General features: G+C 73.6%; 16 protein-coding genes. 3 read left to right on the top strand and 13 right to left on the bottom strand.

What is annotated here, in order from left to right:
* Positions 1-79: 79 nt before the first annotated feature.
* From ACQ614_RS23945 to nsdA, 3 genes are all read right to left on the bottom strand, one after another.
* Positions 80-418, bottom strand: a complete 339-nt coding sequence (locus ACQ614_RS23945; protein WP_030275697.1) for a P-II family nitrogen regulator — start codon at positions 416-418, stop codon at positions 80-82.
* A complete protein-coding gene (locus ACQ614_RS23940; protein ID WP_431680701.1) occupies positions 418-1740 on the bottom strand; it encodes an ammonium transporter in 1323 nt (440 codons plus the stop codon). Before ACQ614_RS23940 ends, ACQ614_RS23945 begins: the two co-directional genes overlap by 1 nt.
* Positions 1741-2093: 353 nt before the next feature.
* The gene (gene nsdA / locus ACQ614_RS23935; protein ID WP_431680700.1) at positions 2094-3548 is read right to left on the bottom strand and encodes a transcriptional repressor NsdA; all 1455 of its coding nucleotides are present in this window, start codon (positions 3546-3548) and stop codon (positions 2094-2096) included.
* 550 nt (positions 3549-4098) lie between these two features.
* On the opposite strand from nsdA, the gene ACQ614_RS23930 reads away from it, so the two are divergent.
* Complete coding sequence (locus ACQ614_RS23930) at positions 4099-4800, top strand: bifunctional DNA primase/polymerase (protein ID WP_431680699.1); 702 nt, start codon at positions 4099-4101, stop codon at positions 4798-4800.
* 103 nt (positions 4801-4903) lie between these two features.
* Here the strand turns inward: ACQ614_RS23930 and ftsY are convergent, their stop codons facing one another.
* The 5 genes from ftsY to ACQ614_RS23905 form a co-directional block, all read right to left on the bottom strand.
* On the bottom strand, positions 4904-6091 hold the full coding sequence (ftsY, locus tag ACQ614_RS23925; RefSeq protein ID WP_431680698.1) for a signal recognition particle-docking protein FtsY: 1188 nt from the start codon (positions 6089-6091) through the stop codon (positions 4904-4906).
* A 94-nt stretch (positions 6092-6185) separates the two neighbouring features.
* Entirely contained in the window at positions 6186-9800 is a 3615-nt protein-coding gene (gene smc / locus ACQ614_RS23920; protein ID WP_431680697.1) for a chromosome segregation protein SMC, read from the bottom strand.
* Between the two features lie 229 nt (positions 9801-10029).
* Positions 10030-10233, bottom strand: coding sequence for a hypothetical protein (locus ACQ614_RS23915; protein ID WP_095873024.1), 204 nt, complete (start codon positions 10231-10233; stop codon positions 10030-10032).
* Positions 10234-10631: 398 nt separating this feature from the next.
* Complete coding sequence (locus ACQ614_RS23910) at positions 10632-10955, bottom strand: acylphosphatase (protein WP_431680696.1); 324 nt, start codon at positions 10953-10955, stop codon at positions 10632-10634.
* Positions 10956-11131: 176 nt separating this feature from the next.
* Positions 11132-11626, bottom strand: coding sequence for a winged helix-turn-helix transcriptional regulator (locus ACQ614_RS23905; RefSeq protein WP_431680695.1), 495 nt, complete (start codon positions 11624-11626; stop codon positions 11132-11134).
* Positions 11627-11686: 60 nt separating this feature from the next.
* On the opposite strand from ACQ614_RS23905, the gene ACQ614_RS23900 reads away from it, so the two are divergent.
* Positions 11687-13063 carry an MFS transporter gene (locus tag ACQ614_RS23900; protein WP_431680694.1) on the top strand — a complete coding sequence of 459 codons (1377 nt, stop codon included), beginning with the start codon at positions 11687-11689 and terminating at the stop codon, positions 13061-13063.
* Between the two features lie 125 nt (positions 13064-13188).
* Here ACQ614_RS23900 and ACQ614_RS23895 read toward each other — a convergent pair whose 3' ends face one another.
* On the bottom strand, positions 13189-14511 hold the full coding sequence (locus tag ACQ614_RS23895; RefSeq protein WP_431680692.1) for a TPM domain-containing protein: 1323 nt from the start codon (positions 14509-14511) through the stop codon (positions 13189-13191).
* 185 nt (positions 14512-14696) lie between these two features.
* On the opposite strand from ACQ614_RS23895, the gene ACQ614_RS23890 reads away from it, so the two are divergent.
* Positions 14697-15617 carry a hypothetical protein gene (locus ACQ614_RS23890; protein WP_431684005.1) on the top strand — a complete coding sequence of 307 codons (921 nt, stop codon included), beginning with the start codon at positions 14697-14699 and terminating at the stop codon, positions 15615-15617.
* Positions 15618-15649: 32 nt separating this feature from the next.
* On the opposite strand, the gene mutM is transcribed toward ACQ614_RS23890, so the two are convergent.
* The 4 genes from mutM to ACQ614_RS23870 are packed head-to-tail and all read right to left on the bottom strand — an operon-like array spanning position 15650 to position 18141.
* Positions 15650-16513, bottom strand: a complete 864-nt coding sequence (gene mutM, locus ACQ614_RS23885; protein WP_431680690.1) for a bifunctional DNA-formamidopyrimidine glycosylase/DNA-(apurinic or apyrimidinic site) lyase — start codon at positions 16511-16513, stop codon at positions 15650-15652.
* 10 nt (positions 16514-16523) lie between these two features.
* Complete coding sequence (gene rnc / locus ACQ614_RS23880) at positions 16524-17300, bottom strand: ribonuclease III (RefSeq protein WP_431680688.1); 777 nt, start codon at positions 17298-17300, stop codon at positions 16524-16526.
* A 20-nt stretch (positions 17301-17320) separates the two neighbouring features.
* Complete coding sequence (gene rpmF, locus ACQ614_RS23875; protein ID WP_035866499.1) at positions 17321-17494, bottom strand: 50S ribosomal protein L32; 174 nt, start codon at positions 17492-17494, stop codon at positions 17321-17323.
* Between the two features lie 2 nt (positions 17495-17496).
* On the bottom strand, positions 17497-18141 hold the full coding sequence (locus ACQ614_RS23870; RefSeq protein ID WP_431680687.1) for a YceD family protein: 645 nt from the start codon (positions 18139-18141) through the stop codon (positions 17497-17499).
* Between the last annotated feature and the right edge of the window lie 162 nt (positions 18142-18303).

Raw genomic sequence — 18303 nt, 5'->3', positions numbered from 1 at the left:
ATCCGTGGGGCGGGGTGCCGGATACGCGTCCGGCGGACCTGCCGGTGGGCAGGTCCGCCAAGAGCGTCTGGTGCTGATGCTAAAGCGCGTCGGGGCCGCGCTCGCCGGTGCGCACGCGCACCGCCGTGTCGACCGGGACGGCCCAGACCTTGCCGTCACCGATCTTGCCGGTGCGGGCGGCCTTGACCACGACGTCGATCAGCTGCTCGGCGTCGTCGTCCTCGACGAGGATCTCGATGCGGACCTTCGGCACCAGGTCGACGGTGTACTCGGCGCCCCGGTAGACCTCGGTGTGGCCGCGCTGACGGCCGTAGCCGCTGGCCTCGGTGACGGTGAGGCCGTGGACGCCGAAGGCCTGCAGGGCCTCCTTCACGTCGTCCAGGCGGTGCGGCTTGATGACTGCGGTGATGAGCTTCATCAGGCGTCGACCTCGGCCTTCTCGGCGGTGGCGGGGGTGGCGGTGGCGGTGACGGACCGGGCGAGGCTGGCGCCGACGGCGGTGAAGTCGTAGGCGGACTCGGCGTGCTCGGCCTGGTCGATGCCGGACACCTCGACCTCCTCGGAGACCCGGAAGCCGATCGTCTTGTGGATGGCGAGGCCGAGGATGCCGGTGACGACGAAGGAGTACACCGCGACCGCGACGACACCCAGCGCCTGCTTGCCGAGCTGCTCGAAGCCGCCGCCGTAGAAGAGGCCCTGCGCGGTCTGGCCGACGTGGCCGGTGGCGAAGAAGCCGATCAGCAGGGAGCCGATGACACCGCCGACGAGGTGCACGCCGACCACGTCGAGCGAGTCGTCGAAGCCGAGCTTGTACTTGAGGCTGATCGCGGCGGCGCAGGCGACACCGGCGATGATGCCGATGGCGATGGAGCCGAGCGGGGAGACCGAGCCGCAGGCGGGGGTGATGGCGACCAGGCCGGCGACGGCGCCGGAGGCGGCACCCAGGGTGGTGAACGCGCCGTGCTTGATCTTCTCGTAGGCGAGCCAGCCGAGGACGGCGGCGGCGGTGGCGACCTGGGTGTTCAGGAAGGCCATGCCGGCGACGCCGTTGGCGGCGAGCGCCGAGCCGGCGTTGAAGCCGAACCAGCCGAACCACAGCAGGCCGGAGCCGAGCATCACCAGCGGGAGGCTGTGGGGGCGCATCGGGTCCTTCTTGAAGCCGACGCGCTTGCCGAGGACGAGGGCGAGGGCGAGGCCCGCGACACCCGCGTTGATGTGGACGGCGGTGCCGCCGGCGAAGTCGATGACGCCGTTGCGGTCGCCGAGCCAGCCGCCGTTGCCCTTGTCGAAGGCGAACACCCAGTGCGCGACCGGGAAGTAGACGACGGTGACCCACAGGGCCACGAACAGCGACCAGGCGGCGAACTTGGCGCGGTCCGCGATCGCGCCGCTGATCAGGGCCGGGGTGATGATGGCGAACATCAGCTGGAAGGCGGCGAACCCGGTGACCGGGATCGTGCCGCTCAGGTCGTTCATCCCGATGCCGCGGAAGCCCAGGAAGTCCAGGTTGCCGATCAGGCCGGCGCCGGCGTCCGGCCCGAAGGCGAGGCTGTAGCCGTAGAGGACCCACAGGACGCTGACGATCGCGAGCGTGATGAAGCTCATGACCAGCATGTTGAGGGTGCTCTTGACCCTGACCATGCCTCCGTAGAAGAAGGCCAGACCCGGTGTCATCAACATGACCAGGGCCGCACAGATGAACACAAAGGCGGTATCGCCCGCGCTGAAGCCGTCCGGCATCGGCGTCTCCTCTGAATGGAAGCCGCTCCACACCCGGGATACCTGTCCCGTTCCCACCCGGGGTGTCGGCGATGTGAGGAGAGTGCCGAAGGCTGATTTCGGCCGATGCGGCTCGGTGTTTCGCCGCCGTGACGCAACCGACGGGGGCGTTACGAGCACGTGAACCACGGCCGTGCCATGACAGATCTTGCGATACCGTTCCGCCGCTCGGTACAGCGGGTGCGGGGTGTTTCACCGACCGTGGAGGCCCGGGGCCTGAAGGGCGGGGGAGCCCGTACGGATACGAAGGCGCACGGACCCCCACGGTCGGGGTCGGGGGCGCGGGTGGCCGAAAGCGGCCCCCGCGCGGGCGGTCAGACCGCCGAGGCGAACTCCGGGATGTCCTGCACCACGCGCTCGGCGAGCCGGGCGACCTCGGGCACGCCCTTGTACTGGCGGTTGGCGGCCTCGGTGGTCTTGCGGACGCGGGTGTTCAGCCGCTCGGAGCGGACCTTGGTGGCGATGTCGACGGCCTGCTCGGCCATCACCGCGGCCTGCTCGGGCTCGTTCTGCAGCAGGTGGACGCTGGCCATGCCGATGAGGTTGAAGGCGTAGCTGCGCACGTGCTCGCCGTCCTGGCGGAACAGGTCGACCGCGCGCTCCATCACCGGGGCGGACATCGAGGCGTACAGCTGGCTGCGGCTGGAGTGGTACGCCAGGTCGCGGAAGGAGTGCGCGTTCTCGGCGTTGAGCTCGGCCTCGGAGAAGAACTTGAGCCAGTTCTGGTCGCCGTCGCCGGCGCGGCAGTCGCTGAAGGTGTCCTCGGCGAGGCGGGCGGCCCGGGCGCAGCGGTTGACCTCGCCGATGGTGGCGTAGGCGCGGGCCTCCATCGCGTACAGCAGGGCCTGCTGGCGAGGGGTGGCGGTGTCGCGGCTGCCGTACTGGGCGAGGTGGATCAGCTCCAGGGCGTCCTCGCCGCGGTTGAGGTGGATCATCTGGCGGCTCATGTCGGTGAGGATGAGCGCGCCGAAGGGGCGGTCGCCGGCCTCCTTGGCGGCGTGCAGGGCGAGCACGTAGTACTTCTGGGCGCTGGGGTGCATGCCGACGTCGTACGACATCCAGCCGGCGAGGTGGGCGAGTTCGGCGGTGAGGCGGAAGAGACGCTTGGTGGTGGGCTCCGGATAGGACTCCTGCAGCAGGTCGGTGACCTCGTGGAGCTGGCCGACCACGGCCTTGCGGCGCAGGCCGCCGCCGTTCTGCGCGTCCCACTGGCGGAACATCACCGTGGTCTGCTCGAGGAGTTGGAGCTCGGGCTCGGAGAGGCGGCCGGTGTGCGGCTCGCCGCCGTTGGCGGCGGTGAGGATCGGGGTGGGCGCGCCGCCGGGGCCGGGGGTGAGCCAGCGCTGCATGGGTTCGATCAGGGCGGCGCCGGCGGTCAGGGCGAGCGAGGTGCCGAGGAAGCCGCGGCGGTTGAGCATCAGGTCGCTGCGCGAGTACTCGCTGATCAGCTGGACGGTCTGGTCGCCGCTCCACGGCAGGTCGACGCCGCCGCCGACGGTGGAGACCGGGACGGCCGTGCGCAGGCCGAGGTCCTCGATGGAGACCACCGAGCCGAAGCGCTCGGAGAACAGCTCGGACATGATCTTCGGGATGGGCTCGCGGGGCTGCTCACCGTCGAGCCACCGGCGCACCCGGGAGGTGTCCGTGCTGACGTGGTGCGCGCCGATCTGGCGGGCCCGACGGTTGACCTGACGCGCCAACTCGCCCTTGGACCAGCCGCTTCGAACGAACCACGACGTCAGCTTCTCGTTCGGTTGCTTCTCACCCATGGGAACGCCCCATCCCGCCCGGCCCCGCCTCGGGGCCCGCTCGTGGTGCCCGACGGTGCGGGCGCTTGCTCGACGTACCGTGCCTGCTCGACTGCCGAGGAGCCCGGACCACCGCAACTGTGGACGGTCCGCTGTGCTCCGTGTGCCGAACGTAACGTGATTTCCGCCATCCGGGGGAGCACCGCCGGGGAAACGCCACCTTTCGCCACCCCTGGGAGTGAACAAAGGATGGCCTGGTCGCGCTTCACTGGTAGCCGGTTCGCATTGACCCCGGCACATGCCCGACGGTTCGGCCTCCCGCCCTGCGGACGGATCAACTGCCGCTGATGCTACCGGTTTTGACGGCACCCCAGACGACGGAGGAACCCTCGTGCGACAGCGACCTCCCGGTATCCGCAGCTCCGGGGCCCGCCGGCTGTTGGAGCGCGCGACGCGAATCGGAGCGCACGGTACGGCGCGCGCCTCTGCTGCACCACCCGCACCGCGCGGGACGGCCGACGCACTGTCACAGTCCCGTAACCACCGGCGACCAGAACCTGTTGGGGGAGGCATGGACAACCTGTTCGGCGAACTCCGGCTGCGGCACCTGCGGCTGGCGCCGCGCGGCACCCTGCGGCGCACCCGGGCCACGGCCCTCCAGGCGGCCGGCGAGTACACCACCCGTCTCGGCTGGACGGTCGTCGCGGGCGAGGCCCGCGCCCCGCACCGCTCCCCCGCGGTCTGCGACTGCGGCGCCGCGCACTGCGCCGCCCCCGGCCTGCACGGCGGCACCGGCCCGAAGGCCGCGCCCGGCACGCCCGCCCACGAGCTGGGCGCGCTGTGGGCCGCGGACGCGCCCGTGCTGCTGCCGGCCGGGCTGCACTTCGACGTGCTGGACGTCCCGGCGCAGCCCGGCCTCCAGGCGCTGGTCCGGCTGGAGCGGATGGGCACCCAGGTCGGCCCGGTGATCGCCTCGCCGACCGGCCGGCTGCTCTTCTTCGTCGCCCCCGGCACCGCCCGCCGGCTGCCCGAGCTGCTCTACCGGACGGGCTGGGACGACGCCTCGCTCGACCTGGTCTGCCACGGGGCGGGCGCGTACGTGGCGGCGCCGCCGACCGTGCTCGGCGGGCTCGGCGCGATGAGCTGGCTGCGCCGGCCGACCCGGGAGAGCGCCGCGTGTCCGCCGGAGGCGCGGCTGCTGCTCGGCACGCTCGCGTACGCCTGCCACCGCGGCCGGGTGCGCAGCAGCGAGCCGGCCTGGCTGGCCTCCTGACCCGGGGCGCGGACAGCCCCGGGCGGTGCAACGGCGGCGGGCCGCCTCCCCGGTGAGGGGAGGCGGCCCGCTGCCGTGCTGCCGGATCTGCCGATGGTGCTGTTCAGTCGCCGATGAGGGCGTCCACGAAGGCGGCCGGCTCGAAGGGGGCGAGGTCGTCCGCGCCCTCGCCGAGGCCGATCAGCTTGACCGGCACGCCGAGTTCGCGCTGGACGGAGACGACGATGCCGCCCTTGGCGGTGCCGTCGAGCTTGGTCAGCACGATGCCGGTGATGTCGACGACCTCGGCGAAGACGCGGGCCTGGACGAGGCCGTTCTGGCCGGTGGTGGCGTCCAGGACGAGCAGCACCTCGTCGACCGGGCCGTGCTTCTCGACGACCCGCTTGACCTTGCCGAGTTCGTCCATCAGGCCGGTCTTGGTGTGCAGCCGGCCGGCGGTGTCGACGAGGACGGTGTCGACGCCCTCGGCGATGCCCTCCTTGACGGCGTCGAACGCGACCGAGGCCGGGTCGCCGCCCTCGGGTCCGCGGACGGTGTACGCGCCGACCCGCTCGCCCCAGGTCTGCAGCTGGTCGGCGGCGGCGGCACGGAAGGTGTCGGCGGCGCCGAGCACCACCCGGCGGCCGTCGGCGACGAGCACGCGGGCGAGCTTGCCGGTGGTGGTGGTCTTGCCGACGCCGTTGACGCCGACCACCAGGACGACCGCGGGGCCCTCCTCGTGCTTGGTGGAGCGGACGGTGCGGTCGGCGTCCGGGCCGATCAGCTTCACGAGTTCCTCGTGCAGCAGGCCGCGGAGCTCGTCGGGGGTGCGGGTGCCGAGCACCTTCACCCGGGTGCGGAGGCTGTCGACGAGCTCCTGGGTGGCGGCGACGCCGACGTCCGCGACGAGCAGGATCTCCTCGATCTCCTCCCAGGTGTCCTCGTCGAGGCGGTCCCGGGAGAGGAGGGTGAGCAGGCCCTTGCCGATCGAGTTCTGCGAACGGGAGAGCCGGGAGCGCAGCCGGACGAGCCGGCCGGCGGTGGGTTCGGGCACCTCGACCGCCGGCGGGGCCGCGGCCTCCGCCGGGGCCTGCTCCTCTGCTTCGGGGAGCGGCACCTCCTCGATGGTCTGGACGGGCGCCTCGGTGGGCGGGGCGGCCTCCTCGCCGACCTGCGGCTCGCGGGGCGGCGTGATGACGGGTGCCTCGGGCTTGGGAGGCAGCGGCTTGCGTCGTCTGCCGGTGACGACGAGACCCGCGATCGCGCCGACGGCGACCACGGCGATGACTACGGCAAGGATCACGTATTCCATAACCCCCCCAGTATCGGCGACGCCCCCGCGCAGCCGGGAGTAGCAGGACGGCGTGGCTCGCGCACCGTGCGTGCCCGCCGGGCGGGGCGGCGGGTCACCCGGCGGGGGCGGGGGTGCGCTTCTCCTTGTGCTCTCCCCCAGCCTGGCGGCTGGGAGGTGCCCCCTCGCGCAGCCGCTGGCTGATCACCTGGGAGATGCCGTCGCCCTTCATGGTGACGCCGTAGAGGGCGTCGGCGGACTCCATGGTGAGCTTCTGGTGGGTGATGACGATCAGCTGGGAGCTCTCCCGGAGCTCCTCCATGATCGCGATCAGCCGGCGCAGGTTGGTCTCGTCGAGTGCCGCCTCGACCTCGTCCATCACGTAGAAGGGGCTCGGCCGGGCCTTGAAGATGGAGACCAGCAGGGCGACGGCGGTGAGCGAGCGCTCGCCGCCGGAGAGCAGCGAGAGCCGCTTGACCTTCTTGCCGGGCGGGCGGGCCTCGACCTCGACGCCGGTGGTCAGCATGGACTCGGGGTCGGTGAGCACCAGGCGCCCCTCGCCGCCGGGGAAGAGCCGGGAGAAGACGCCCTCGAACTGGGCGGCGGTGTCGGCGAAGGCGGCGCTGAAGAGCTGCTCGACCCTGGCGTCGACGTCGCGGACGATGTCCATGAGGTCGCGCCGGCTCTTCTTGAGGTCGTCGAGCTGCTCGCCGAGGAAGCGGTGCCGCTCCTCCAGTGCGGCGAACTCCTCCAGTGCCAGCGGGTTGACCTTGCCGAGCTGCTGGTAGGCGCGCTCGGCGGCCTTGAGCCGCTTCTCCTGTTCGGCCCGGTCGTACGGGCGGGGTTCGCCGGGCTCCTGGCCCTCCTCGGGCAGCGGCGGCGGGACGGGCTGGTCGGGGCCGTAGCCGTCGAGCAGCTCCTGGCCGCCGATGCCGAACTCCTCCAGCGCGCGGGCCTCCAACTGCTCGATGCGCAGCCGCTTCTCGGCGCGCAGCACCTCGTCGCGGTGGCCGGCGTCGACCAGCTTGTCGAGTTCGGCCTTGAGCTCGCGGCCGTGTTCGCGGGCGGTGCGCAGCTCGGCCTCGCGGCCGGTGCGGTCCTGCTCGACGGCGGTGCGTTCGGTGTCCGCGGCGGTGAGCGAGGTGTCGACGGCGGCGAGGAGGTGCCGGGCGCCCTCGGCGACGGCGGTGGCCACCTGTGCCTCGTGGCGGGCGCGTTCGCGGCGGCGGGCGGCGCGGGCGCGGGCCTCGCGTTCGGCGGCGGCGGCACGGTCGAGCTGGTCGGCGCGGCCGGTCAGCGAACGGACGCGCTCCTCGTGGGTGCGGACGGCGAGCCTGGCCTCCATCTCGGCGGCCCGGGCGGCGGCGCCGGCGGCGGCGAGGCGGTCGCGTTCGGCGGTGTCGGGCTCGTCCTCGCCGGCGGCGTCGATCTCCTCGGCGGCCTCGAGCCGGGCGGCGAGTTCCTCGGCGGCGAGTTCGGCCTCGGCGAGGCCCTGCTCGGCGCGGTCGGCGGCGGCGGTGAGGCGTTCGGCCTCGTCGACGGCGGCCCTGGCCTGTCCGGCGGACCGGCCGAGTGCGCCGGCGAGTTGGGCGCGCTCCTTCTCGGCGCTGCGCCGGGCGGCGGTCAACTGCTCCTGGTTCTTGGAGAGTTCCCGGCGGAGTTCGGAGGCGGCGGCCAGTTTTTCGGCCAGCTCTTCGCAGTGGGCGTCGAGTTCGTCGATGCGCCGGGCGGCCTCGGCGACCTGGGCCTGGGTCTCCAGCAGGCTGGGTGCGCCGGCCGCGCCGCCCTGGGCCCAGCTGCCGCTGAGCAGGTCGCCGTCGGCGGTGACGGCGGTGAGCCCGGGGTGCCGGTCGAGGAGCCGGCGGGCGGCGGCGAGGTCGGGGACGACGACGGTGCCGGCGAGCAGGCCGTCGACGGCGGGCCGCAGTCCGGCGGGGGCTTCGACGAGGTCGGCCGCCCAGTGGTGGCCGTCGGGGAGCCGGGGGCGTTCGCCGCCGGTGGTGACCGGGGCGCCGGCGAGGAGGAGGGCGGCGCGGCCGGCGTCCTGCTTGCGGAGCAGTTGCAGGGCCTCGGCGGCGGTGTCCGGGCCGTCGACGGCGACGGCTCCGGCGGCCGGGCCGAGGGCGGCGGCGATCGCGGTCTCGTGGCCCGGGCGGACGGTGAGGAGTTCGGCGGCGGCGCCGAGCACCCCGCCGGGCCGGTCGGCGGCGGTGAGCAGGGTGCCGCTGCCGTCCTTGCGGCGCAGGCCGAGCGAGAGCGCCTCGTGGCGGGCGGTGAGGCCGGCGCGTTCGCGTTCGGCGGCCGCGGCGATGTCCCGGGCGGCGGCGAGGACGCGCTCGGCGTCCGCGAGGTCGGCGCGGGCCCGGTCGAGGGCGTGTTCCTGCTCGTCGTCGGCGGCTTCCAGGCCGTCGGTCTCGTCCTTGAGCCGCTGGTACTCCTGCTGGGCGGTCCCGGCCCGCTGCCGGGCGTCGGCGGCGGCCTCGGCGAGCCGGCCGATCTCGGCGCGGGCGGCGGCGGCCCGGGAGCGGGCGGCGGCCGCCTGCCCCTGGAGCCGGGCGAGGCCCTCGCGGCGGTCGGCGATGGCGCGGGCGGCGCTCTTGAGCGCGGCTTCCTCGGCGGCGAGCGACCTTTCGAGTTCGCCGCGGGTCTCGACGGCCTCGGCGAGCGCGTACTGCGCCTCTTCCAGGGCCTCGGTGAGAGCGGCCTCCTCCTCGCGGATGCGGGCGGCCTCGGCGGCGAGCTCCTCCGGGTCGCGTCCGCGCCGTTCCTCGGCCCCGGCGCCGGAGTGGGCGTGCCGGACGCGCGCCTCGGCGAGCCCGATGGTGCCGCGGGTGCGCTCGGCGAGGGCGGAGAGCCGGTACCAGGTCTGCCGGACGGCCTCCAGGCGCGGCCCGAGCTGCTCGACCTGCGCCTCCAGGACGGCCTCCCGCTGGAGGGCGGCGGCGAGCTGCTGTTCGACGGTGGTGCGGCGCAGCTTGAGGGCGAGCTCGTCGGCGATCTCGGCCTCGACGGCGCGGCGCAGGGTGAGCAGGTCGTCGGCGAGCAGGCGGAGCCGGGCGTCGCGGAGTTCGGCCTGGATGCCGGCGGCGCGGCGGGCGATCCTGGCCTGCCGGCCGAGCGGGCCGAGCTGGCGGCGGAGTTCGCCGACGAGGTCCTGGACGCGGTTGAGGTTGCCCTGCATCGCGTCCAGTTTCCGCAGCGCCTTCTCCTTGCGCTTGCGGTGCTTGAGGACGCCGGCGGCCTCCTCGATGAAGGCGCGGCGGCCCATCGGGTCGGCCTGGAGGACGGAGTCCAGGCGGCCCTGGCCGACGATGACGTGCATCTCGCGGCCGATGCCGGAGTCGGAGAGCAGCTCCTGGATGTCGAGGAGCCGGCAGACGGTGCCGTTGAGCGCGTACTCGCTGCCGCCGTTGCGGAACATCGTCCGCGTGATGGTGACTTCCGAGTAGTCGATGGGCAGGGCGCCGTCGGTGTTGTCGATGGTGAGGCTGACCTCGGCGCGGCCGAGCGGGGCGCGGCCGCCCGCGCCGGCGAAGATGACGTCCTCCATCTTGCCGCCGCGCAGCGACTTGGCACCCTGCTCGCCCATCACCCAGGAGAGGGCGTCGACGACGTTCGACTTGCCGGAGCCGTTCGGTCCGACCACGCAGGTGATGCCCGGTTCGAAGCGCAGCGTGGTGGCCGACGCGAAGGACTTGAACCCGCGCAGCGTCAGACTCTTCAGGTGCACCCGTCCGACCTCCTCGCCAGCGTTCGACGCTGTGCTGGCGACTGTATCCGGCCCGGTGCGGGCCGGGACGTCAGGAGGCGGTTTGACCGCGTTGCGGCATGGGCAGCATTCGCGCGGGGAGGGCACCGGACACGACGAAGGGACGCCACACCGGACGTCCCTTGCAGGCTGCGATCCCTTTCGGGAAGCTCAGCGCACCGACGGCGTCGATCGATCCGACCGGGGAGGATCAGGTGAGCGCAGGCTCCCGGTGATCCATGTCGATGCTGGTGAGCAGCGAGTGCTCGTCAGCGACAGCGGCGAGAGCGTCGTTCTCCGTCTGGAGCCGGAGAAGTTCGGCCTCCAGGTCCTGAACACGCTGCTGCAGCCGTCGCATCTCGGAGAGCATTCGCGGGTCGGGGCCGCCGACGTACCCGAGAAGCGCCTTTGCCATGATGTATGGTCCTCCACGCTGAGTGACCGAACCGTTTTGCGGTACTGGTCTAGGGGGAAGGGGTGCGCACTCCTCGTCGACCCGAGGTGCTGGCTGGGCACTCCAGGGCGGCCGCAGTGAGCTGGGCACACGACGGCTAGACCCTGCCGGGTAAACGCGGACTGGTGCGCGGGCTTCCAGCGTCTCACCAAAGACGGTACGGGTCAACACGATCACCGCACGCTACCGCACCCCTCTCACCTGCATGGCGGGACGGTCACACCACGGGGCGGGGCGGGCCACCGGAGCCGGTGGATCACTGCTGGTGCGGAGTCAACCACGAGTCTGCCCGGATGGCAACCGGATGACACCGGCAGTTGCCGGAGGGTCTCTCCACTCCTCCGGCAACTGCCGGGTACCTAGCGGATCGCGAATCCGTCGTACCCGTCCCCGGTCGCGGTCCATATCTCGGTGACCCCGCTGACCTGGCCCGGAGTGTCCGGGCCGCGCAGCAGGCCGAGAAGTTCCTCGCAGTCGGCGTGCAGTCCTTCGGCCACGACCTGTACGCGCCCGTCGCCGAGGTTGCTCGCATACCCGGTCAGCCCGATCTCCAGGGCGCGGGCCCTGGTCCACCACCGGAAGCCGACCTCCTGCACCCGGCCGCGGACCCAGGCGGTGACCCGGACCGGCCGGACGCCGTCGTGCCCCAGCGTGTGGTGGCCGTAGCCGTCGTGACCGCGCATGGCTCGACCATAGTGCGCCCCCGCACGGCCGGGTGCGAAGGGGTTTCACCGCACGTGCACGGCACCTTTGCGCACCGGCGGTGCCGTTCACCGGGCCGCCGCGGACCGACTGCCGCCGGGCCCGGACGCGGGGTGGACGCGGGCGGGTGCGACGCCGGCGGACCGGGCGCACGGTTTCACCCGGTCGGCCCCTGCCGGTCCCAGCCGGGCGTGTTGATCCGCAGGCCCACGTCGTGGCGGCCGGCCGGTTCGCCGCAGGTGCGGCAGATCCAGGCGGCGTCCAGCGGGTGCTCGGGGCGGCCGGCCGGGGCGTGCCGGAGGGTCACCGGCGGTTCGGGCAGCAGCCAGCGGTCGCCCCAGGCGAGCAGGGCCTGGGTGAGCGGCGCGAGGTCCCGGCCGGCCTCGGTGAGGTGGTACTCGTACCGCGGCGGCCGCTCCTGGTAGAGCCGCCGCTCGACCACGCCGGCCTCCTCCAGGGCGCGCAGCCGGGCGGTGAGCCGGTCGCGCGGGGCGCCGGTGTTCTCCGCCAGCCGCTCGAAGCGGTGGTTCCCGTAGAAGAGCTCGCGGACGGCGAGCAGGGCCCACTTCTCGCCGACGACGGAGAGCGCGGCGGCGATCGAGCAGGGACGGCCGGGGAGTGCGGGGAGCGGGGGCGGTGTGTGCGCGGTCACCCGGCCAGGGTGCCACAGCGGGTTGCGTTTCCAAACCCACGCGGTCTAGCGTGACCGGCCATGCAGAAAGTTGGAAAATCAAATTCACTGGTGCTGCCGGTGGTCGCCGCCGCGGTGTTCGTCTCCAACCTGGACCTGTTCATCGTCAACGTGGCCGTCCCCGCGATGACCGAGCACTTCGACGGAGCCGGCCTCGCCGAGCTCTCCTGGGTACTCAACGGCTACGCGATCGTCTTCGCCGCCCTGCTGGTGCCGGCCGGGCGCCTCGCCGACCGGATCGGCCACCGCACCGGATTCCTCGCCGGTCTCGCCGGCTTCACCGCCGCCTCCGCACTCTGCGCCCTCGCCCCCGGCGTCGGCCTGCTGGTCGGCGCCCGGCTGCTGCAGGCCGCCGCGGCCGCCCTCCTCATGCCGACCTCGCTCGCCCTCCTGCTGGCCGCCACCGAACCCGAACGCCGCCCCGCCGCCGTCCGCAGCTGGGCCTCCATCGGCGGCATCGCCGCCGGCCTCGGCCCCGTCCTGGGCGGCCTGCTGGTCGAGGCCGACTGGCGGTGGGTCTTCCTGGTGAACCTGCCCGTCGGCGCCCTCGCCCTCACCGTCGGCGCACGGGTCCTCCCCCGCCCGCAGGCCACCGAGGCAGGGCCCCTTCCCGACCTCGCCGGCGCCGTCCTGCTCACTGCGGCGATCGGCGCCCTCGCCCTCGGACTGGTCAAGGCCGAGACCTGGGGCTGGGCGTCCGCCCGCACCCTCGGCAGCCTGCTCGCAGCCGCCCTGCTCACCGCCCTCTTCCTCGTCCGGTCCGCCCGCCACCGGGCACCCGTCGTCGACCTGCCGATGCTGCGGGTACCGGTCTTCGCCGCCGCCAACGGGGCCGCCCTGCTGTTCACCGTCGCCTTCTCCGGCATGCTGCTCACCGCCGTGCTCTGGTGCCAGCAGGTCTGGGGCTACTCCGCACTCCGCACCGGGCTCGCCATCTCCCCCGGCCCGCTGCTGGTGCCGCCGGTCGCCCTCGCCACCGGGCCGCTGCTGCGGCGGTTCGGCCAGGGCGCGGTGGCCTGCACCGGCACCCTGGTCTTCGCCGCGGGCGTCGCCTGGTGGGCCGTCGCCGTCGGCACCGCACCCGGGTACGCCGAGGGGCTGCTGCCCGGCATGCTGCTCACCGGCCTCGGCGTCGGGCTCACCCTGCCCACCCTGGTCGGCGCGGCCGCCGCAGCCCTGCCGCCCGACCGGTTCGCCACCGGATCGGCCGTCACCACCATGGCCCGCCAGATCGGCGCCGTGATCGGCGTCGCCGTGGTCGTCCCGCTGCTCGGCACCCCGCACTCCGCGGCTGCCGCACTGGACGCCTTCCGGCACGGCTGGACGGCGGTGGCCGCCGCAGCGCTGCTCGCCTCCGGAGCCGCTCTGCTCCTCTCCGCAGCCCAACGCCGCACCTGAGGACGCCCGACGATGCGGGCGAACCCATAGGGGCGCGGGGAACTGCGCGAGTCGGAAGGCACGGACCGCAACCTTCCGCTGCGCGCAGTTCCCCGCGCCCCTATGGGTTCGCCCGGCGGGTCGGGTCAGAAGCCGCCGCCGAAGTCGCCCCCGCCACCGAAGTCGCCTCCGCCGCCGAAGTCCCCGCCGCCGCCGAAGCCGCCGAAGTCGTTCTGGTCGAAGTCGGCGCCGGAGTACTCCCCGCCGCCGGGGCCGGCCTCGCCGCCGGCCGCCCAGGCGCTGCCGGGCGAGGCGAGCACCGAGCCCATCAGCGTGCCGGCCACCAGCCCGGGCAGCAGACCGGAGCCGTAGTAGCCGCCGGCCCACGGGCTGTAGGCCGGGCCCGCGTTCCAGTACGGCTTGCGCCCGTACGCGGTCGGCACCGTGCGCACGTCCGGGTCCTGTCCGTCCCTGAGCCGCGCCGCGTCCTGCGCGCAGACCGGGACACTGCGCAGCGCCCCGCCGGCCGGCGCCCAGTCGGCGTCCTCGCTGGACGGCCCGTGCCGCGGGTCGAAGAAGCACGGCGGACGGCGCTCCGGCAGCGGTCGCCCCTCCCGCCGTGCCGCGAGCACCGCCAGCGAGAACCGGCCCTCCTCCAGCGCCTCGGTCACCGGCCGGACGTCCTGCGGCCCGGTGGCCGCGTCCATGGTCAGCTTGGCCTTCTCGTAGGCGTCGAGGGCCCGCGCGTAGTCGTCCCGCTGGTCGTCGTCGGCGTCGGGTGCGCCCGGGGTGAAGTCCAGCCGATCGAGCTCCTCGCCGAAGGCGGTGATGTCCTCGTCCACGACGGTGCGCAGCTGCGCCAGCTCGGCACGGGCCTGCTCCTCCTTGCGCCGCTTCGCCCGGCGGAAGAGCAGGAACGCCCCGGCGCCGACCAGTGCCAGCAGGGCGAGCGGGACGGCGATCGCGGCCGCGCTCACCCCGCCGGAGGCCACGCCGTGGCCGCGGGTCTGCGGGGCGGCCTGGTCGACGAAGTCGTTGAGGGCCGCGTTGATGTCGCCCGGGTGGGCGCGGAAGGCGGCGTCGGCGATCCGGTCGGCGGAGGCGGGCGGCAGGGCTTGGCGGTCGGAGAACGCCTTGAACTGGTCGCCGCGCCAGATCGCGTACACGCCGACGACGCCGACCTCGGTGCGCAGGTCCCGGGCGACGGTGGCCGCCGGGTAGTCGTCGTTGGCGGGGACGACGGCGACGAAGATCGGCTTGTCCGCGTCGGCGATCTTCTCGGTGAGGTCGGCGGCCTGTGCCTCGGAGAAGCGGCCGGTCATCGAGGGGTCGACGTAGACCTGGCCCTGTTTGAGGGCGGCGGCCGCGTCGGACACCCCGGCCGCGGCGGCCGCCGGGGCGAAGAGCAGCAGCATCCCGGTCAGCAGCACGGTGAGTGCGAGGACCGGGCGACGCAGAACGGTTCCCATGTAGTCGACGCTACCGCCAGGACGGCCCCGACCCCTCCTGCAGTCGCACCGGAATCCCGCCGCCGTGCTCCCCCGGTCGGATTCCCACCCCGCCGACCGGCCGGAATACCCCCCGGTGTGACCGGCGGGCCGCTCCGACCCGGCATAGTGGTGCACTGCCAGCCCCGCCCATGATCGGAGCCCCTGTGTTCATCGGTCTCGTCACCGCCGTCGCGGCCTCCGCCTGCTACGGCACCGGCTCCGTCCTGCAGGCGGTCGGCGCCCGCCGCTCGGCGCGCGAGGAGGCCGCCCGCTCCGAGGGCGGGGTCACGCTGACCGAGCACGGCGGGCCGAGCCTGGCGTCGACCGCGAAGGCGGCGGTGACCTGGGAGTTCATCCTCGGCACGGTGCTGGACTTCATCGGTTTCGGATTGGGTGCGCTGGCCGCCCGGCTGCTGCCGCTGTTCCTGTCGCAGACGATCATCAGCGCCAACCTGGTGATCACCGCGCTGCTCAGCGTCAAGCTGCTGGGGCTGCGGCTGAAGCAGCTGGAGTGGGTGTCGATCGGCGTGCTGTGCGGCGCGCTGGTGATGCTGGCGGTGGCCGCCGGACCGGAGGGCGACCACGTGGTCGACCGGGCGGTGCACTGGTGGCTGCTCGGTGCGACGGCGGTGCTGATCGCGGGCGGCAGCCTGCTGGTGCGGCGGATGGGCCGCAGCGGGGCGATCGTCGCGGGCCTGCTGTCCGGCCTCGGGTTCGGTGCGCTGGGCATCGGCGTGCGCATCCTGGACGGCGTCGACCCGTTCGACCTCACGGCGCTGGTGTCCGACCCGGCGCTGTACACCATCCTGATCGGCGGCATCGGCGGGATGTACCTGCACACGGTGGCACTGCAGGTCGGCTCGGTGAACGGGGCGACCGCCGCGCTGGTGGTCGGCGAGACGGTGGTGCCGGGTGCGGTGGGCGTGCTGTGGCTCGGCGACACCTCGCGCGCGGGCCTGGGCTGGCTGGCCGGACTGGGCTTCGTGCTGGCGGTGGTGAGCGCCGTGGGTGTCGCCTGGTTCGGCGAGGACGAGGGCGCCCTGCACGGTGTGGAACCCAAGCAGCCCCAACTCGCCGAGCACTGAGCCCTGAGTGGTCGCCGCCCTCCCGCCGGGGCCTACCGCTGGCGGGGCACCGGCTGGCAGCGGGGGCAGTAGTAGCTGGAGCGGTTCATCCAGGCGGCGCGGCGGATCGGCGTGCCGCAGCGGTTGCAGGGTGCGCCCTCGCGGCCGTAGGCGTCGAGGTCCCGGGCGAAGTAGCCGCTCTCGCCGTTCACGTTGACGTAGAGGCTGTCGAAGGTGGTGCCGCCGACGGCCAGCGCCGCGTTCATCACGTCCCGGGCGTGGCCGAGGAGTTCGGCGGCGCGGGGCCGGGTGATGCCGGCGGTGGGCCGGTCGTAGTGCAGCCTGGCGCGCCACAGCGACTCGTCGGCGTAGATGTTGCCGACGCCGCTGATCAGGGTCTGGTCGAGCAGGGCGCGCTTGACGGTCGTCCGCCGGGCCCGCAGTGCGGCGACGAAGGCGGCGTCGTCGAAGCGTGCGTCGAGCGGGTCGCGGGCGATGTGGGCGAGCGAGACGGGGGTGGCTTCGAGGTCGCCGTCCTCGGCCTCCTCGACGGCGAGGCCGCCGAAGGTCCGCTGGTCGACGAAGCGCAGTTCGCGGCCGCCGTCGGTGAAGCGGAACCGCACCCGCAGGTGGGTCTCGTCGGGGGCGGCCGGGTCCTGGACGAGCAGCTGCCCGCTCATGCCGAGGTGGCCGACCATCGAGTGGCCGGTGCCCGCCAGCGGCACCCAGAGGTACTTGCCGCGGCGGTGGGCCTCGCCGAAGGTGGTGCCCGCGAGCCGGGCGGCGAAGTCCTCGCCGCCCGCGGTGTGCCGACGGACCGCGCGCGGGTGCAGGACCTGGACCTCGGCGACGGTGCGGCCCGCCGTCCAGCGGGCCAGTCCTCGGCGGACGACCTCGACCTCGGGGAGCTCGGGCATGCGGGCCGCCTCAGCCGGTGGAGTCGGGCGTGCTCTCGGCGTACTTGGCCTTGATGGCCCGCCAGGCGCTCTCGGCGGCCTTCTGCTCGGCCTCCTTCTTCGAGCGGCCGCTGCCGTGCCCGTAGTCCTGGCCGGCGACGCGGGCGGCGGCGTCGAAGGTCTTCTCGTGGTCCGGGCCGGACTCGGCGACCACGTACTCCGGCACGCCGATGCCGACGGCCGCGGTGAGCTCCTGGAGGCTGGTCTTCCAGTCCAGGCCGGCGCCGAGCTGCGAGGACTCCTCGATCAGCGGGTCGAACAGCCGGTGGACGAACTCGGTGGCGGCGTCCAGGCCGCGGTCGAGGTAGATGGCGCCGATCACGGCCTCGACGGTGTCGGCGAGGATCGACGACTTGTCGCGGCCGCCGGTGCCCTCCTCGCCCTTGCCGAGGCGGATGAAGGTCCCGAGCTCCAGGCCGCGGCCGACCTCGGCGAGCGCGCGGGAGTTGACCACCGCGGCGCGGAGTTTGGCGAGCGTGCCCTCGGCGACCTCCGGGTGGAGGCGGTAGAGGGTGTCGGTCACCACCAGGCCCAGCACCGAGTCGCCGAGGAACTCGAGGCGCTCGTTGGTGGGCAGCCCGCCGTTCTCGTACGCGTACGAGCGGTGGGTGAGGGCGCGTACCAGAAGGGCGCGCTCGAGTTCGTACCCGAGGCGCCCTTCCAGGACGTCGTATTCGGTCGAGGCCGGCCCGCCGCCCTTGCCCCCGTTCGCAGGAGCCGACTTGCGGGAGGAGTTGCCGTCCGACATCGATCCGTGCACCCCGCCGATCAGACCGAGAGGACCTGGCGACGGTTGTACGTGCCGCAGCTCGGGCACGCGATGTGCGCGAGCTTCGGCTCGTGGCAGCGGTCGCACGCGACGAGCGCGGGCACGACGGCCTTCCAGTTGGACCGGCGGTGGCGCGTGTTGCTGCGCGACATCTTCCGCTTCGGAACAGCCACGGCTACTTCTCCTGGTTCTCGGCGAGACCCTCACGGGTGTCGCTGTTCTTGTTCTCGTCACCCTCGTCGCCGGGGGCGGCGGAGAGTCCCTGCAGAGCCGCCCACCGAGGGTCGACGGCGTCGTGGTGGTGGTCCGGGTCGTCGCTCAGGCGTGCCCCGCACTCGGAGCACAGGCCCAGGCAGTCTTCCTGGCACACCGGCTGCAGCGGCAGTGCGAGCACCACCGCGTCACGCAGCACCGGCCGGAGGTCGAAGAAGTCGCCCTCCAGACGGTAAGTCTCGTCCTCGGATTCCTCGTCGAGGTCCCCGGCCCCGGCCGTCCGGGCGCGGTGGCGCTCGTCGGACTCCGGGTAGTAGTAGAGCTCCTGGAAGTCGACCTCCAGGTCGTCCTCCAGCGGCTCCAGGCAGCGCACGCACTCGCCCTCGACGTGCGCCTCGGCGGTGCCGGTGACCAGCACGCCCTCGACGACCGACTCCAGGCGGAGCTCCAGCGCGATCCCGCTGTTCTCCGGCACCCCGATGACGTCCGCGACGCCGAAGTCCTCGGGGGCCTCCAGGGTCCGCGACACCTTGCGCATCGAGCCGGGGCGACGGCCGAGCTCGTGCGTGTCGAACACGAGCGGGTCGCGGTGGTCGAGGCGGTTCAAGGTGTCCTGACTTCCTGGGGCGGCACGCATCCCTGCGTGGCGCGAATCCTTCATTCGGTGTGCGTGGCCCGTACGCGGGCACGCAACGAGGCCGGTGCGAACAGGCCGGAGTGGTCAGACTACCGGAGAGTCGGGCCAGGCCCAAAGTCGGTGCCCGACCCG

The sequence above is a fragment of the Kitasatospora dryopteridis genome (assembly GCF_050749075.1).
Classification (GTDB): Bacteria; Actinomycetota; Actinomycetes; order Streptomycetales; family Streptomycetaceae; genus Kitasatospora.
The sequence above is the reverse complement of the archived record's forward strand: the minus strand, read 5'-3'. Positions and strand labels throughout refer to the sequence as shown.